13 protein-coding genes are annotated in these 15,581 nt (G+C 72.7%); 3 read left to right on the forward strand and 10 right to left on the reverse strand.

The genetic code is table 11. The annotated features are described in order from the left end of the window. Positions 1-68 precede the first annotated feature (68 nt). From ACFXHB_RS22155 to ACFXHB_RS22190, 8 genes are all read right to left on the reverse strand, one after another. Positions 69-929: a sulfurtransferase gene (locus ACFXHB_RS22155; RefSeq protein WP_380576316.1), complete on the reverse strand. Its 861-nt coding sequence runs from the start codon at positions 927-929 to the stop codon at positions 69-71. Between the two features lie 119 nt (positions 930-1,048). After that, positions 1,049-2,245 (reverse strand): MFS transporter, encoded by a 1,197-nt coding sequence (locus tag ACFXHB_RS22160; protein WP_380576317.1) that lies wholly within the window; start codon positions 2,243-2,245, stop codon positions 1,049-1,051. A 60-nt stretch (positions 2,246-2,305) separates the two neighbouring features. After that, a complete protein-coding gene (locus ACFXHB_RS22165) occupies positions 2,306-2,827 on the reverse strand; it encodes a cupin domain-containing protein (RefSeq protein WP_380576318.1) in 522 nt (173 codons plus the stop codon). Positions 2,828-2,855: 28 nt separating this feature from the next. Beyond that, the gene (locus ACFXHB_RS22170) at positions 2,856-4,094 is read right to left on the reverse strand and encodes a styrene monooxygenase/indole monooxygenase family protein (protein ID WP_380576319.1); all 1,239 of its coding nucleotides are present in this window, start codon (positions 4,092-4,094) and stop codon (positions 2,856-2,858) included. Continuing rightward, positions 4,091-5,254, reverse strand: coding sequence for an LLM class flavin-dependent oxidoreductase (locus ACFXHB_RS22175; RefSeq protein WP_380576320.1), 1,164 nt, complete (start codon positions 5,252-5,254; stop codon positions 4,091-4,093). Before ACFXHB_RS22175 ends, ACFXHB_RS22170 begins: the two co-directional genes overlap by 4 nt. Continuing rightward, positions 5,251-6,489 (reverse strand): styrene monooxygenase/indole monooxygenase family protein, encoded by a 1,239-nt coding sequence (locus ACFXHB_RS22180; protein WP_380576321.1) that lies wholly within the window; start codon positions 6,487-6,489, stop codon positions 5,251-5,253. The genes ACFXHB_RS22175 and ACFXHB_RS22180 overlap by 4 nt, the downstream gene beginning before the upstream one ends. A 94-nt stretch (positions 6,490-6,583) precedes the next feature. Continuing rightward, positions 6,584-7,393, reverse strand: a complete 810-nt coding sequence (locus ACFXHB_RS22185) for a TauD/TfdA family dioxygenase (protein WP_380576322.1) — start codon at positions 7,391-7,393, stop codon at positions 6,584-6,586. A 34-nt stretch (positions 7,394-7,427) separates the two neighbouring features. Next, on the reverse strand, positions 7,428-8,438 hold the full coding sequence (locus ACFXHB_RS22190) for an L-tyrosine/L-tryptophan isonitrile synthase family protein (RefSeq protein WP_380576323.1): 1,011 nt from the start codon (positions 8,436-8,438) through the stop codon (positions 7,428-7,430). Positions 8,439-8,887: 449 nt separating this feature from the next. On the opposite strand from ACFXHB_RS22190, the gene ACFXHB_RS22195 reads away from it, so the two are divergent. Beyond that, a complete protein-coding gene (locus ACFXHB_RS22195) occupies positions 8,888-9,889 on the forward strand; it encodes a LysR family transcriptional regulator (RefSeq protein ID WP_380576324.1) in 1,002 nt (333 codons plus the stop codon). A 241-nt stretch (positions 9,890-10,130) separates the two neighbouring features. On the opposite strand, the gene ACFXHB_RS22200 is transcribed toward ACFXHB_RS22195, so the two are convergent. Further along, positions 10,131-11,486, reverse strand: a complete 1,356-nt coding sequence (locus ACFXHB_RS22200) for a class I SAM-dependent RNA methyltransferase (RefSeq protein ID WP_380576328.1) — start codon at positions 11,484-11,486, stop codon at positions 10,131-10,133. A gap of 338 nt (positions 11,487-11,824) precedes the next feature. Beyond that, the gene (locus ACFXHB_RS22205) at positions 11,825-13,894 is read right to left on the reverse strand and encodes an APC family permease (RefSeq protein ID WP_380576325.1); all 2,070 of its coding nucleotides are present in this window, start codon (positions 13,892-13,894) and stop codon (positions 11,825-11,827) included. Between the two features lie 229 nt (positions 13,895-14,123). Here ACFXHB_RS22205 and ACFXHB_RS22210 point away from each other — a divergent pair, with 229 nt between their 5' ends. Beyond that, the gene (locus tag ACFXHB_RS22210; RefSeq protein ID WP_380576326.1) at positions 14,124-14,792 is read left to right on the forward strand and encodes a potassium channel family protein; all 669 of its coding nucleotides are present in this window, start codon (positions 14,124-14,126) and stop codon (positions 14,790-14,792) included. Beyond that, on the forward strand, positions 14,792-15,463 hold the full coding sequence (locus tag ACFXHB_RS22215) for a potassium channel family protein (RefSeq protein ID WP_380576327.1): 672 nt from the start codon (positions 14,792-14,794) through the stop codon (positions 15,461-15,463). Before ACFXHB_RS22210 ends, ACFXHB_RS22215 begins: the two co-directional genes overlap by 1 nt. Positions 15,464-15,581 lie beyond the last annotated feature (118 nt).

Consider the following 15,581-nt stretch of genomic DNA (forward strand, 5'->3'; position numbering starts at 1 on the left):
AGGCGGGCCGGCCCCGCTCCCTTCAGGCTCGGAGGATCGGCTTGGAGTGGGGTGGGGAGGTGCGCGGCTCAGTCGCCGGGCGTGCCGCGTTCGACCGGGGCGCCGATCAGCGACCCGTACTCGGCCCAGGAGCCGTCGTAGTTGCGGACGTCCGGCCAGCCCAGCAGTTCGCGCAGGACGAACCAGGTGTGCGCGGAGCGGGCACCGACCCAGCAGTAGGTGATGGTGCCGAGGGAGGGTTCCAGGCCGGCGAACCGCCGGCCGAGCTCCTCGTCGGAGCGGAAGGTGTCGTCCGCCCCCACGACGGCCTCCCAGGGCAGGTGGACCGCGCCCGGGACGTGGCCGGAGCGCTGCGCCACCTCATGGGGGTTGTGACCGGCCGCGAAGGCCTCCCCGGCGAAACCGGGGGCGAAGACCAGCCCGGAGTACTCCTCGGGGCTGCGGACGTCGAGGATGTTGCGCTGCCCGATGGCGGCGAGGACGTCGTCCCTGGTCGCCCGGACCGACGGGTCCGGCTCGGTGACCAGGTAGCCGGTCGCCGGGCGGTCGGGCAGCGCGGTGGCGAGCGGGCGGCCGTCCAGCTCCCACTTGCGGCGGCCGCCGTCGAGCAGCCGCACGGACCGGTGGCCGTAGAGGGTGAGGTACCAGTAGACCTGGGTGGCCAGCAGGTTGGCGTTGGCCGAGTAGACCACGACGGTGTCCTGCTCGCCGATGCCCTTGGCCCGCATCAGCCGCCCGAACGCCGCCCGGTCGACGACGCCGAGCCGCAGGTCGTCCTGGAGCTCGCTCCAGTCGATCCAGACGGCGCCCGGCAGATGGCCCTTGCGGTACTCGGTGTCCTCGTTGCCGGTCTCGACGAAGACCACGCCCTCGGTGCCGAGACGGCGCTCGGCCCAGTCGCCGGTGACCAGGACGGAATCACGACCCATGGTTGCCCCTCGTGAGGTGACGGCCGGGTGGTCCCGGCGGGACTCCCGGCCCCCGCACGGGGCCGGGCGAAGCGGCGGGGCCGGCCGGCGCACCGGGCGCGGCCCCGCCGGGCGGAGCGTCAGGCGGCCGAGGTCTCGGCCGTCCGCTCCTTGGTTCCGGCGCCGGCCGTCCCGCTGCCGCCGGTGCGGTCGCGGTGCCAGGCGTAGGCACTGAGCAGGATGCCGAGGACGGTGACCGCGGCGGCGGCGAGGTAGACGGAGCGCAGGCCCGGGCCGTCGATGACCCGGCCGCCCAGCCAGCCGGCCAGGGCGGCGGCGAGCTGGTAGCCGGAGGCGTTCACCGCGATCGCCAGGGTCGGCGCCGAACTGGCGGTGGTCAGCACCCGGGTCTGCATGCCGGGGATGACGGAGAAGCCCAGCGCCCCGATCACGAAGACCATCACCGCCGTGAGCACGGTGCCGTCGCTGACCGCCCACATCACCAGCAGGCCCGCGGTGAGCAGGCCCAGCAGGCCGACCTGCGAGGCCATCAGGGAGCGGTCGGAGAGCCAGCCGCCGACGAAGTTGCCGACCGCCGCGCCCACCCCGTACGCCAGCAGCAGCAGCGGGACGGCTCCGTCGGCGAAGCCGGTGAGGTCGGTGAGCAGCGGCGAGAAGTAGGTGAACACCATGAGCAGACCCATGTTGGCGACGGCGGTGATGCCGATCGCCAGCTGGACGTTGCGGTCGCGGAACACCCGCAGCTCCGCCACCGCGCTGGTGGTGGAGGCCGCGACGTCCGGCACCAGCGGCAGCACCAGGACCAGACCGACCAGGCAGACCCCGGCGATGACGGCGAAGGTCGCGCGCCAGCCGAAGTGGTCGCCGATGAAGGTGCCGATGGGCGCGCCGAGCATCATCGAGAGGTTCATCCCGAAGACCAGCTTGGACACGGTCGAGGCCTGCTTGCCCTCCGGGGCCGTGGACGCGGCGATCACGATCGCGTTGGCGAAGAACGTGGCGGTCACCAGGGCGGTGACCACGCGCGCCACGAACAGCACGGCGTACGCGGGCGCCAGCGCGGACGCCACATTGCCGACGATCACGATGACGAGCAGGCCGACGATGAGCGGCTTGCGCGGGTACCGCGCGGTCAGTGCGGTGAGCACCGGACCGCCGATGATCATTCCGATGGCGTACGCGGTGACCAGGAGCCCGGCCGCGGGGATCGACACGTCGAGGTCGGCGGCGACGTCCGGCAGGATGCCGGCGATGACGAACTCGCCGGTGGTGATGCCGAACACGCACAGCATCAGGGAAAGGAGCTTCAACGACATGGTGTCTCTTCTGTCGGTACGGGAGCGTCGGACGGCCGGCCGGGGAGGCCGGCGCGGCCGTCAGGGGGTCAACGGCGGGCCGGCGTAGCGGTACGCGTACGTGGTGCCCAGCGCGATGATGTGGTCGAGGTCGGGGCCGCCCACCTCCTCGGTGGGCAGCGTGAGGGCCCTGGCGTGCGGGATCTCCGCCTTGAGGAACAGGTCGAACTGCGGCCTGCGGTCCGGCTGGGGCGTGGAGTGGATGGTGAGGAAGCGGCAGTTCGGCGAGGTCGTCACGAAGCCGTGCGGAACGGTCCGCGGAACGATCATCGTGCTGCCGGCCTCGGCGACGAACTCCTGCCCGTCGCAGACCATGCGCAGCGTGCCGTCCAGGACCATGAAGACCTCGTCCTCGTAGTCGTGGATGTGCAGCGGCGTGGTGTAGCCGCGGTCGCCGGTGTGCTGCACGACGGTGAAGGCGTTGCCCGTCGCCTCGCCGGGCACGCGTATCTGGGCCAGGCCGCCGAGCAGCCACACCGCGGTCTGTTCGGACTCGGGGATCAGCCGGCCCTTCTCGTCCCGGGCCATGTCGGGAAAGGTCATCGCGCTCCTTCGGTGGTCGTGGGTCCGTTCAGCGGCCGACGGGTTCGGTCCGCTCGCAGTCGGCGAGGAAGGCGCTCACGCCCTCCGGGGTGGACAGCGCCCGCCACGTCGCGACCGGGTCGTCGAAGCCGCTGACGAAGGCGTCGGCGACCCTGGTGTCGGCCGCGGCCCGTCCGAACAGCGCGGCGACGTGCGGCGGGGGTTCGGCGAGGAAGGCGTTGCTCCACTCCACGACGTGGCGGGCGTGCTCCCAGAGCCGCTCGGACGCGCCTCGGCAGAACTCCTCGTCGTAGCGCCCCTGATGGCTCGTGATCAGTTCGGCCAGGGCGAAGGCGCTGTGCGAGCCGAGGTTGGCGCCCTGGGCGGTGAGCGGGTCGTTGGTGATCCAGGCGTCACCGACGGCCAGCGCGCAGGTGTCGTCGTCGAGCCGGGCCCAGCCCCGGCGGACCACCGGGGTGATGGCGCCCTGGGTGAGTTCGCCGGGCGCGGTGAGCGCGAAGCCGGCGGTGTCGATCCGCTCGCGCAGGCCCGGGGCGTGGGCGGCCACCAGGTCGAGCACGTGGCGGTGGAAGGCCACCGGGTCGGCGTCGGCGTCGAGGTGGCGGGCGGACTCCAGGGGGCCGCCCGGAACGGCCTCGAAGGCGAGGACGTCGGCCCGGCCGGCAGGGGAGTAGAAGGGCAGCCGCAGGATCTCCCCGGCACCGGGCAGGAAGTGGATGTCGAGCGAGTGCGGCACCTCCTCGTCGATCCCGAGGTAGATCCCGGCGCACAGGACGCGCTGCGGCGTGCTGTACGGGGAGCGGGCGGCGTCGGCCGGGAACAGCCGGCGCACGGAGCGGTTGCCGTTGGCGACGACCACCAGGTCGTGGCGCCGGGCGATCTCCTCGACCGGGTGGTCGCCGGTCTCCAGCTCCCCGCCGCGGTCGACGAAGGCGCCGAGCAGCCGGGGCAGGTAGATCCGGAAGTCGACCACGCTGGACGGCGGCCGCAGCGCGGCGAGGAACTCCAGCGGCCGCGGCTCGCCGGTGTGCATGGTGACCGCCCAGTGCCGCACCTGCGCGTCGGCGAACTCCCAGTCGTGGACGCCGAGTTCCCTCTCCCGCCGCTGCGTCTGCCCGAACCGGGCGGGGAAGTTGCGCGGCCGGCCGCCCTTGAGGCCCTCGACGCCGTGCTCCGAGTACACCGTCACCGGGACGCCGGACTGCTGCAGGCGCAGCGCCAGTTGCAGGCCGGAGATGCCGGCTCCGACGATCCCCACGCCGCTCACGCGGACACCGCCGGGGCGCCGTCGGAGGAACCCGCGTCGGGGCCGGAGCCGGAGCGCAGCCGGGCGGCGAGCCAGCCGACGGACTCGATCGTGTAGCCGGCGGCCTCCGGCGAGGCCAGCGCGGAGGCGGGGATCAGCATCGGGTGGCGCATGCCCGCGTCGAGGAGTTCGCCGATCCGCTTGAGCACTGTCTCCCGGCTGCCGGCGATGACCTGGTCGGCCACCACCTCGTCGGGCACCACCGCGAGCGCCCGCTCCACCTCGGCCCGGGTGAGCAGGTGCGGCAGCAGTTCGACCAGGCCGCGGTAGTCCTCGCCGAAGGGGTGGGCGGCGCCGTGCCGGCGCCAGGCCCGGGCGCCGGCGTGCAGCGCGAGGTAGCGGATCGGGGTGGCCCGCAGCAGGTCCTGCGCGGCGGCGTCGGTCTCGGCCACCACGATCGGGACACCGCCGGCCGCGACGATCGTGTCGGGGTCGCGGTCGGCGTCGACGGCGGCGGCGCGCACCACGTCGAGCCGACGGGCGTACTCGTCGGGGGCCATCAGTTCGGAGGGGAGCCAGCCGTCGGCGTACCGGCCGGCCAGGGTGAGCATCCGGGGGCGGTTGGCACCGAGCCAGATCCGGGGGGTGCGGCCCTCGGGGGCGGGGGTGATGAGCGCCCGGTCGAGGGTGAAGTGGCTGCCGCGGAAGTCGTGCGGTCCCTCCCCGGAGAACAGCAGTCGCAGGACGCGCAGTGCCTCCTCGACCCGGTCCACCCGGTGGTCGTGCGCCACGCCGTAGGGCACGAGGTTCTCCAGCGCTCCCGCGCCGATGCCGAGGACGGGTGCCCGGTCGGTGAGTTGGGCGAGGGTCAGCGCGGTCTGCGCGAGCACCGCGGGGTGGCGCCGGTGCGGGTCGGTGACCCCGACGGCGAGCCGGACCGGGCCGGCCTGCGGGGCGAGGTTGCCGAGCACGGTGGCGAAGTCGAGGCAGCGGTCCGGGGTCGGCAGACCGGCCGCGACGTGGCTGAAGTCGGTGTCCCAGGCCTGCCGGGGAAAGACGTTCATCAGGTGGTCGAAGACCAGGAAGGTGTCCAGCCCGGCCTGGCGGGCGAGCCCCAGCAGTCCCCGCCCGTCCTCGATCCGTCCGACCGCGTCCCAGACCAGGCCGACCTCGACACTCATACCGCACTCCTCACTGACTGGGCCCGGGCGATGAACTCGTCGGTGCTCTCGGGGCTGGCGAGGCCGCGCCACATGGCGTCCGGCCGGTCGAGGTGGGCGACGAAGGCGTCGGCCACCCGCTGGTCCGCGGCGGCCGCGGCGAGCAGGGTGCCCAGGTGGGGCGGGGGCGGGCCGATGAACAGGTTGGTCCAGTCGACGACGGGCCGGGCGATCCGCCACATCCGCTCGGAGACGGCGTGGCAGAACGCCGCGTCGTACGGGCCGGTGTGCTCGCGCAACGCGTCGGCGAGGTGGAAGGCCAGCTCCGAGCCGAGGTTGGCGCCCTGCGCGGTGAGCGGGTCGTTGGCGATCCAGGCGTCACCGACGGCCAGCGCGCAGGTGTCGTCGTCGAGCCGGGCCCAGCCCCGGCGGACCACCGGGACGACCGCGCCCTGGAGCACGTCCACCGGTCGGGCGAGGGCGAAGTCCCGCTCGTCCACGCGCTCCCGCAGGGCGGGCGCGTGGGCGGTGACGAGGGCGAGGACCTCCTTGGCGAAGCCGTCCGGGTCGCCGCGGTGGTCCCGGCCGGTCAGCTCCGCGAACGGGCCGTCCGGGACGGCCTCGACGAGCACGGCGGTCACCTGCCCGGTGAACGAGTGGTAGGTGGGGGCGTGGATCTCGCCCGCCCCCGGGACCATGTGCATCGTCATGCCGGCCGGCTCCGGCGGCCGGACTCCGTGGAACAGGCCGCCGGCGAGCCGGCGCGGCGCCGAGAGGTAGGGCGAGCGGGCCGGGTCCCGTGGGAAGACCTCGGTGAGCGCGCCCCGCCCGGCCGCCACGACCACCAGGTCGTGGCGTGCGGCCAGCCGCTCCAGCCCGGCCCGGTCGGCCACCGGCAGCCGCTGCGGATTCCCGCCACGCCGCCGGTACTCCTCCAGCAGCGTGGCGAGATACATCCGGAAGTCGACCGAGCTGGCCGGCTTCGGGAGCCGGCCGCGGAAGGCCATCCCGCCCGGGCCTTCCACATGGAGGTGCATCCACGCGTTGTCGTACGCCTCCGACGACCATGCGGTGACGCCGAGCGCGGATTCCCGTTCCCGGGTGGAGTCGAACCGAGTGACGAAGTTCAACGGCGGCCCGCCGCGGATGTCGTCGGGCTCCTGGGCCGTGTACAGGGTGGCGTCGACGCCGAACTGCCGCAGCCTCAGTGCCAGATGAAGACCGGAGATCCCGGTGCCCACAATGCCGATGCTCATGTTCTCGCTCCACCTGTGCCGGGAATGGTGACCTCCGGGCGTTGACGGGTGTGATGACCGGGCTCGTCGGGAGTGCCGGGAGCCGGCCGGAGGGTCAGATGACCTCGACCCGCTGGAGATGGCGGGAGGTCGGCCCGGTGAAGGCGTTGCGCCCGTGCACCAGCGCGATGTTGTCGGCGATCACGATGTCGCCCCGGCGCCAGTCGTGGGCGTAGCAGTAGGCGGGGCGGTGCAGCCGTTCCGCCATCGAGGCGATGAACTCCTCGGCCTGCGCGCCGTCGACGCCGTCGACCTGGACGGACACCGGGTTCTTGTAGACCGCCGGGTCCAGCGGCTCGGCGAAGCGCAGCACGGGCACGCCGGTGCCGGGGTGCTGGGCCACCAGCCGCTCGGTCACCTCGCCGCCGTAGTGCACCATCTTCTCGGTGGTGTAGGTGACGCTGATCCGCGACCAGAGCTCGCGCAGTTCGGGGTCGGCGTCCCGGTAGACGGCGGTGGTGTCGGAGAAGACGGTCTCCCCGCCGGCTCCCGCGGTCGCGTCCAGGCACTGGAAGAAGAAGTACCGCGGATCGGCCTCGACGAAGGCACCGTCCCAGTGGAACGGCACGTCGCCGCTGGCGAACAGGTAGTTCCGGGGGTTGTCCTCGACCACCAGGTCGATGACCTCGCCCGGCTCCCATTTCAGGACCTCGCCCCACCGCCGGCAGTAGTCGGCGAATTCCTGCTTCGCCAGCAGGGAGAATCCGCGGAGCACCAGGACCCGCGATTCCTCGGTCCAGCGGGCCAGCGTCTCCACCGGGATGTCGGCGATCCGGGCATTCCCGCCGGGCGCCTCGATCACGCGGCCGAACGGACGGAGCGGAATGTGGCGCAGATCCGCGATCGGGGGCGTCGAAATCGTCATGGCGCGTTGTCCTCCTTTCTGGGGGATGGCGGCCCTACGGGCGGGCGGCGAGGTGCGGGGCGACGAAATGGCTGGGCCGGCCGTCCCGCCAGACGACGGTGGCCCGGAGGTTTTCCGCGTCCCACCGCTTGACCAGGTACCGGCTGACGCCGTCGTCGAGCACCACGCCGTGCCAGGGCGTCAGCCAGCCGTCCTTGGTCGGCATGAGCTGGAGCCCGAACTTCTCCGAGTGCGGGGGCTGCGGGTGTATCGACAGGCGTATCGCGTCGGGGAATTTCTCGGCGACCAGCCGGCTCCACGCGTTGCTCCGCAGAATGGTCTGGTACGCGGCGTCCTTGGAGTTCTTCCGCAGCTGGTTGCGGGTCGTCCCACCGCCGCCCTGCCGCGCCACCGCGTCCTCGAACATGAAGCGGTGGATGCCGTTGAACAGCGCACGCGTGTTCCGGTCGGTGCGGACGTTCTCCTTGAGCTCGTCCAGCGTCGCGCAGTAGTTCTCCTCCAGCACCCGCCGCATCTTCGGGTAGTCCAGGCTGCCGAACGCGTCGTCCAGGCCGAAGAGGTCCAGCGCGGACCAGTGCGAGGCGCCGATCATGTCCCCGAGGGCCTGCCGGTAGGCGGTCACCGCCCCGTCGGTCACCCCGACCACGTCGCCGAAGACGTGGCCGTCCGAGCAGATCGTGACCCGGGCACCCGGCCCGTAGAAGTGCCGCACGTAGTCGCAGAGCGACTGCAGGAAGCCGACCGCCAGCCGCTCCCCGAGATCCGGCAGCGCGCCGAGCACCTTGCCCTGGTTCGGGGACTTCGCCGGAAAGGCCGGGACCACGAAATGGATCGGCTCACCGCGTGCGGTGAAGCGTTCCATCTTGGCCCGGTGGACCTCGGAGCACGCCTCGCAGCGCGCGTTTCCCGCGGTCCCCGGGCCGTCCGCCGGACCGTCCGGTCCGGCCGCCAGCGCCTCGTCGATCCGCTGGTACCGGTAGAGCAGTTCGAGTACGCGCGCCGATGCCGTCCGGGCGGACGACTCCCCCGTGGTGTCGTGGTTCAACACTCCTCCAGACAACATGCCCGTTTGGGCGCGAAGCCGGAATCGTGCGGTCCGCACCTGGCGGGCTCGGGCGGAATTCCTGGTTGAACACTCATTTCACCGCTCCTGAATTCGTGTCCCGCGCCGGGCGGCACGGAACCGCTTCTGGGATGGTGCCCGGTGGTTCTCGACGGACCGCCATGATCGGTCGTGCCCGGTGGACGCCCCGCCCCGACGGCCGTTCTCGCCGGAACGACGGCCGCGCCCGCGCGTACGCGGGTGGATCAGGGCAGGCGGAAAGAAGCGGCCGGCCGGTTTTCGGCCACCCCGGTACGCCGTACCGGATTCTCCCGCGACCGCGCTGAGGCACCGTCAGCTTCCCTCGCCCGCAAGGCTCCGCGCAATCGTCTATCGATTAGCATGGTTGATGGATCGCGGAGCCAACTCCGGGGCGATGGGAGGCAACGGCGATGGTCGGCGTGGACGACCCGGCAGTTCATCAACTGCGATCACTGCTGACGCTGGCCGAGGAGCTGCATTTCGGCCGCGCCGCCGCACGGCTCTACCTGACCCAGCCCGCCCTCAGTCAGCAGATCCGCACCCTCGAACGCCGGCTGGGGGTGCAGTTGTTCACCCGGACGAGCAGGAAAGTGACATTGACGCCCCTGGGGCACGCCCTGCTCCCCCTCGTCCGGAACGTGGTGGGCGCGGCGGACGAACTGCGCGACGCCGCCCGCCACTCACCCGCCGACGGCGACGGGCTGACCCTGCGGCTGGGGCTGACCGACTGCGCCGCCGCCCTGGCCGCCACCCGCCGGGTGATCGCCGCGCTGACCACCCTGCACCCCGGTCTGGACGTGGACTTCCACGTCCTGGACCTGGTCGAGCAGACCACCGCCCTCGCGATCGGGAAGATCGACGCCGCGTTCGTCTACCTGCCGGCGCCCGAGGGCTTCCACGCCGAACCCCTCACCACCGAACCGCGGGTGGTCTGCCTGGCCGCCTCCGACCCGCTGGCCCGGCAGCCCGCGCTGCGGCTCGCGGACCTCGCCGACCGGCCGATGGTCGGCCTCGCGCCGGAGGTGTCCCCCTCCGAGCGGAGCTTCTGGGCGATGGACCCGCGGCCCGACGGCACCCGGGTCCGCTACACCGGTCACCAGGTGACCCGGGTGGAGTCGCTGCTCTCCGCGGTCTCCTTCGACGGGGCGATGGCCTTCCTGCCCGCCGTGGCGGCCGAGCTCTTCCCCCGCCCGGACGTCCGCTACCGGCCGGTGGAGGGCCTGGCGCCCTGCGACTTCGGCGTGGTCTGGCCCACCGACGACCACGAGAAGCCCGGCATCGCCGTCCTCCAGGACATCTGCCGCCGCCTGCGCGACCAGGGCCTGCCCGCCGGGACGATGCAGGCACCGGCCGGGTCCGAGACCCCCCGCGGCACCGCGGTGCCCGCCGACGCGGGCGTGCCCATCCGCTGAACCAGGCCGGTGCCCGGCCGGGCCAGGCGTCCCGGCCCGTTCGCGCCGACCGTCGGGCCCGACCGGGCGGCGCGCCCCACCCCGTCGGCCCAGCCGGGCACCGCGTACCGGCCCGGCCGGACCCTCGGGCACGGCCCGGCCGGACCGGCGCGGGCCCCGCCCACCCGGACGGCCCGCGAACGCCGACAGGCGGCACCCGGACCGACCGGATGCCGCCTGCGCGTCAGTGCGAGAGCCTCGACTACTCCCCGACCGGCTCCAGGATCGCCACGCACTCGAAGTGGTGGGTCATCGGGAACAGGTCGAACGCCCGCAGCGAGACCGGCCGGTACCCGCCCTCACGGAAGAACGCGAGGTCCCGGGCGAGCGCCGCCGGGTCACAGGCGACGTAGGCGATCCGACGGGCCGAGAGACCGACCAGGTGCGCGACGGTCTCCCGCCCGGCACCCGCCCGCGGCGGGTCCAGGACGATCAGGTCGGTGGCGGTGATGCCGGTCCGCGGCAGCAGCGTCTCCACCCGGTCGCACTCGATCCGGACGTTGTCCAGCACCGCCAGGTTGTGCCGGGCGTCGACCACGGCCTGCTTGGAGGACTCGATGCCGAGCACCGCGCCGTCCTCGCCGACCCGGTCGGCCAGCGCGCCCGCGAACAGCCCGACACCGCAGTACAGGTCCAGCGCGTTCTCGCCCCACTGCGGGTCCAGACCGTCCAGCACCGCGTCGACCAGGGTGTCCGGCGCCTCCGGGTGGATCTGCCAGAAGCCGCCGTTGCTGACCCGCCAGGTCCGGCCGGCCGCGCGCTCGCGGACGAAGGAGCGGCCGTGCACCTTGTGGATGTTGTCGTGGTCGTCGATCCGGGCGATCGACACCGGCTTGTCCAGCTCGACCAGCGGCAGCTGGGCACCGGGCAGCGGGGTCAGCACCACCTGGCGGTCCGAGGACCCGGCGGCGGCGATCACCTCGACGGTGGCGACACCCGGCCAGTCGCGGGCCTCGATGCCCAGCTCCGTGACCCCCTCGGCGGCGATCAGGCAGCGGTCGACCGGCTGGATGTCGTGCGAGCGGTGCTTGCGCAGCCCGACCTTGCCGCTCTCCTGGTCCACCGCGTACTGCACCCGGGTGCGCCAGGCCGGCACCTGCCCGGCCGGCAGCTTGCCACCGATCGGCTCGACACTGCCGTCCCAGCCGGCCTCGACCGGGGTGAGGCCCGCCAGCTTGGCCAGCTGCTCGGTGAGCACCGCCACCTTGAGCTTGCGCTGCCCGCCCGGCGTGACGTGCTGCCAGTCGCAGCCACCGCACTTGCCCGGCCCGGAGAACGGGCAGGGCGGGGCGATCCGGTCCTTGGCGGGCTCCAGGATCTCCACCGCGTCGGCGCGCAGGAAGCGCGACTTCGTGGTGCCCTCGGTGACCTGGGCGATCACCGTCTCGCCCGGCAGCGCGTGCCGGACGAACAGCACCCGGCCCTCGTGGCGGGCCACACAGTGCCCGCCGCCGTGCGCGACCGCGCCGACCTCGACCTCGTAGCGCTCGCCGACCAGCGGGTCGCCGCCGGGCCCCTTGGGGGCGGCCTCGGCCCGCGGCGCGCGCGGCGTCCGCAGCGCCTTCGGCGGACGGACGGCCTGCTTGCGCGGGCGGTCGCCGCTCCGGGGCTGCTCCTTGGCCTTCTCCTTGGGCTTCTCCTTGCGCGCCTGCGCGGGCGCGGGGCGCTCGGCGGGCTCGGGAGCCCGCTCGCCCGGCGCGAGCGGGGCGGTCTGCGCGGTGAAGCCCTCGCGGTCGGTGGCGGCCGGGCGCACGGGCTTGCCCCAGCGCGGCCGGGCGACCTGCCCGGGCTTGCCGGCGCCGCCCTTGCGGGCGCCCTTCGCGGAGCCCCCCTTCGAGGACGAGCCCTTCGACGAGGAGCCCGAGGAGCCGTTGGAACGGGGCGGGGTGTTGCGGGTCACTGGGAGGAGTCCTTGCTGCTGTCAGCGGTGCCGTCGGGCTGTGCGGAGACCTTCGACTTTACGGCCTTCGGCGCCCGCGGCTCACCACGACGGACGGCACCGGGCGCCGACCAGGCCTTCTGCGGCTTGCGCCGTTCGGAGGACTCCAGCTGCCACGGTACCGAGGTGACCATCACCCCGGGCTTGAACAGCAGGCGTCCCTTGAGCCGCAGCGCGCTCTGGTTGTGCAGCAGGTGCTCGTACCAGTGGCCGACCACGTACTCGGGGATGTAGACCGACACCACATCGCGCGGGCTGCTGCGGCGCAGGTTCTTCACGTAGTCCAGCACCGGCCCGGTCACCTCGCGGAACGGCGAGTCCAGCACCTTGAGCGGCACCTCGATGCCGCGCTCGTCCCACTCGGCGCGCAGCGCCGCGGTGTCCGCCGGGTCGACGTTGACGGTGACGGCCTCCAGCGTGTGGGCCCGGGCCAGCCGCGCGTACGCCAGGGCGCGCAGGGCCGGCTTGTGCAGCTTGGAGACCAGCACGATGGCGTGCACCCGGGTGGGCAGCACCACGTCGTCCGGCTCCTCGGCGGCGACCAGCTCCTCGGAGACCCGGTCGTAGTGCCGGCGGATCGCCTTCATCATCACGAACAGCACGACCATCGTGGCGATCGCGATCCAGGCGTGACTGATCTTGGTGGCCAGGACGACGATCAGCACCGCCATGGTCATCACCAGGCCGAAGGCGTTGATCGCCCGGCTGCGCTGCATGTGACGGCGCTTGGCCGGGTCGGTCTCGGTGCGCAGGTGCCTGGTCCAGTGCCGGATCATGCCGGACTGGCTCATGTTGAAGGACACGAAGACACCGACGATGTACAGCTGGATCAGCCGGGTCGGATCGGCGTCGAACGCGATGATGAACAGGATCGCGGCCAGCGCCAGCAGGATGATGCCGTTGGAGAAGGCCAGCCGGTCGCCGCGGGTGTGCAGCTGGCGCGGCAGGTAACGGTCCTGGGCCAGGATCGAGCCGAGCACCGGGAAGCCGTTGAAGGCGGTGTTGGCGGCCAGCACCAGGATCAGACCGGTGACGGCGGCCACGAAGTAGAAACCGGGCGTGAAGTTCGAGAAGACGGCTTCGCTGATCTGCGCCAGCGCGGTCTTCTGGTGGTAGTCGCCGCCCGCGCCGACCAGCTGCTCGGCGGGGTTCTCGGCCATCTGGACACCGGTGAGCCGGGCCAGCCAGATGATGCCCATGAACATCACGACGGCGATGGAGGCCATCATCAGCAGCGTGGTCGCCGCGTTCTTGCTCTTCGGCTTGCGGAAGGCGGGCACACCGTTGGAGATCGCCTCGACGCCGGTCAGCGCGGCACAGCCCGAGGAGAACGCCTTGAGCAGCAGGAACACCATCGCGAAGCCGGCCAGCGACTCGTTGCCGGGCGTCGGCTCCAGGTGGAACCCGGCGCTCTCGGCGGGGATGTCCTGGCCCAGGCCGAAGTGCCGGACCACGCCGTACACCACCATGCCGAGCACACCCACCATGAAGGCGTAGGTCGGGACGGCGAAGGCACTGCCGGACTCGCGGACACCGCGCAGGTTCATGCCCATCAGCACGATCACCACGACGACCGACAGGGTCAGCTCGTGGCCGCGCAGCGCGGGCACCGCGGACACCACGTTGGCCACCCCGGAGGTGGTGGAGACCGCCACGGTGAGGATGTAGTCCACCATCAGCGCGCTGGCGACCACCAGGCCGGAGTTGGGACCGTGGTTCACGGTGGCGACCTCGTAGTCGCCACCACCGCTCGGATACGCGTGGACGTTCTGCCGGTACGAGGCCACCACGGCGAGCATCACGACGGCGACGACGACGCCGATCTGCCACGAGAAGTGAATGGCCGAGGCACCCGCCAGGGAGAGCGTCAGCAGGATTTCCTCGGGCGCGTACGCGACCGAGGAGAGCGCGTCCGAGGCGAAGACGGGCAGCGCGATGCGCTTGGGGAGCAGCGTTTCCCCGAGCTTGTCGCTGCGCAGCGCACGCCCGATCAGGATGCGTTTCGGAAGGTCAGTCGGCATAGGCACGTTAAGGAATCGTAGGGGCTGTTCGCCCTGTGGTCCGACTTATGGCCCCCCCTTCGTCGCGACTGTGTTCGGTGGACCGGCTAGCGTGTCGGATACGAGCAGGCGGGCAACACTCAGGTTGTCACACCGAGCCCCACGAACACGCTCGCCCCGCACCCCGGGGCGGGAAAGGAAGATGAACGGTGTTTGCGCAGGTCAAGAACCCAACGGGACGGGTGAGGTAGCGCCGGTGCACATCGTCATCATGGGCTGCGGCCGCGTGGGCTCCGCCCTCGCCAGGGCTCTTGAGAAACAGGGCCACTCGGTCGCCGTCGTCGACCAGGATCCGACGGCGTTCCGTCGCCTCGGCGCCGGCTTCAACGGCCGCCGGGTCACGGGTGTCGGCTTCGACCAGGACACCCTCAAGGAAGCGGGCATCGAGGAGGCCGGCGCGTTCGCCGCCGTCTCCAGCGGTGACAACTCCAACATCATCGCGGCCCGGGTCGCCCGGGAGAACTTCGGCGTGGAGAACGTCGCGGCCCGGATCTACGACCCCCGGCGGGCCGAGGTCTACCAGCGCCTGGGCATCCCGACCGTGGCGACCGTCCGCTGGACGGCGGACCAGATGCTGCGCCGGCTGCTGCCGAGCGGCGCCGAGCCGCTCTGGCAGGACCCCAGCGGCACCGTTCAGCTCGCCGAGGTCGCCTACGACCCGCACTGGGTCGGCCACCGGATCAGCGCGCTGGAGGAGGCCTCCGGCACCCGGGTGGCGTTCGTCACCCGGCTCGGCGAGGGCGTGCTGCCCACGCCGCAGATGGTGGTGCAGGAGGGCGACCTGGTGCACGTCATGGCACGCCGGGCCGACCTGGCGGCCGTCGAGGCCGCGTTCGCGCAGGGGCCGAAGGAGGAGGGTCACTGATGCGGGTCGCCATTGCCGGGGCCGGGGCCGTCGGCCGCTCGATCGCGAGCGAGCTGCTGGAGAACGGCCACGAGGTCCTGCTGATCGACAAGAACCCGAACTCCATCTCGGTGGAGCGGGTCCCCATGGCGGAGTGGCTGCTGGCCGACGCCTGCGAGATCACCTCGCTGGACGAGGCGGCGCTGCAGCGCTGCCACGTGGTGATCGCCGCCACCGGTGACGACAAGGTCAACCTGGTCGTCTCGCTGCTCGCGAAGACCGAGTACGGCGTGCCGCGGGTGGTCGCCCGGGTGAACAACCCGAAGAACGAGTGGCTCTTCAACGAGTCCTGGGGCGTGGACGTCGCCGTCTCCACCCCGCGCCTGATGTCCGCCCTGGTCGAGGAGGCGGTCAGCGTCGGCGACCTGGTCCGGCTGATGCGCTTCAGCCAGGGCAACGCCAACCTGGTCGAGCTGACCCTGGCGAGCGACACCGAACTGGTCGGCACCCGGGTCGGCGACGTGGCCTGGCCGCCGGACACCGCGCTGGTGACCATCATCCGCGAGGGCCGGGTCCTCACCCCGGGCAAGGACGACACCCTGGAGGGCGGCGACGAGCTGCTCTTCGTGGCCGCCCAGGAGCGCGAGGAGGAGCTGGAGGACCTGCTCTCCGCGTCCTCCGGCGCCCAGTAGCGACCGGCGCCGTCGGCGGACGTGAGCGGGGGGCGGGGCCGCGCGGGGGGGGGGGGGGGCCGCCCCCCCCCGGGGCGGGGCGGGGGGGCCCGAGCCCCCCCCGGCGGCGGGCCGCCGC

Source organism: Kitasatospora sp. NPDC059327 (assembly GCF_042752535.1).
GTDB lineage: Bacteria > Actinomycetota > Actinomycetes > Streptomycetales > Streptomycetaceae > Kitasatospora.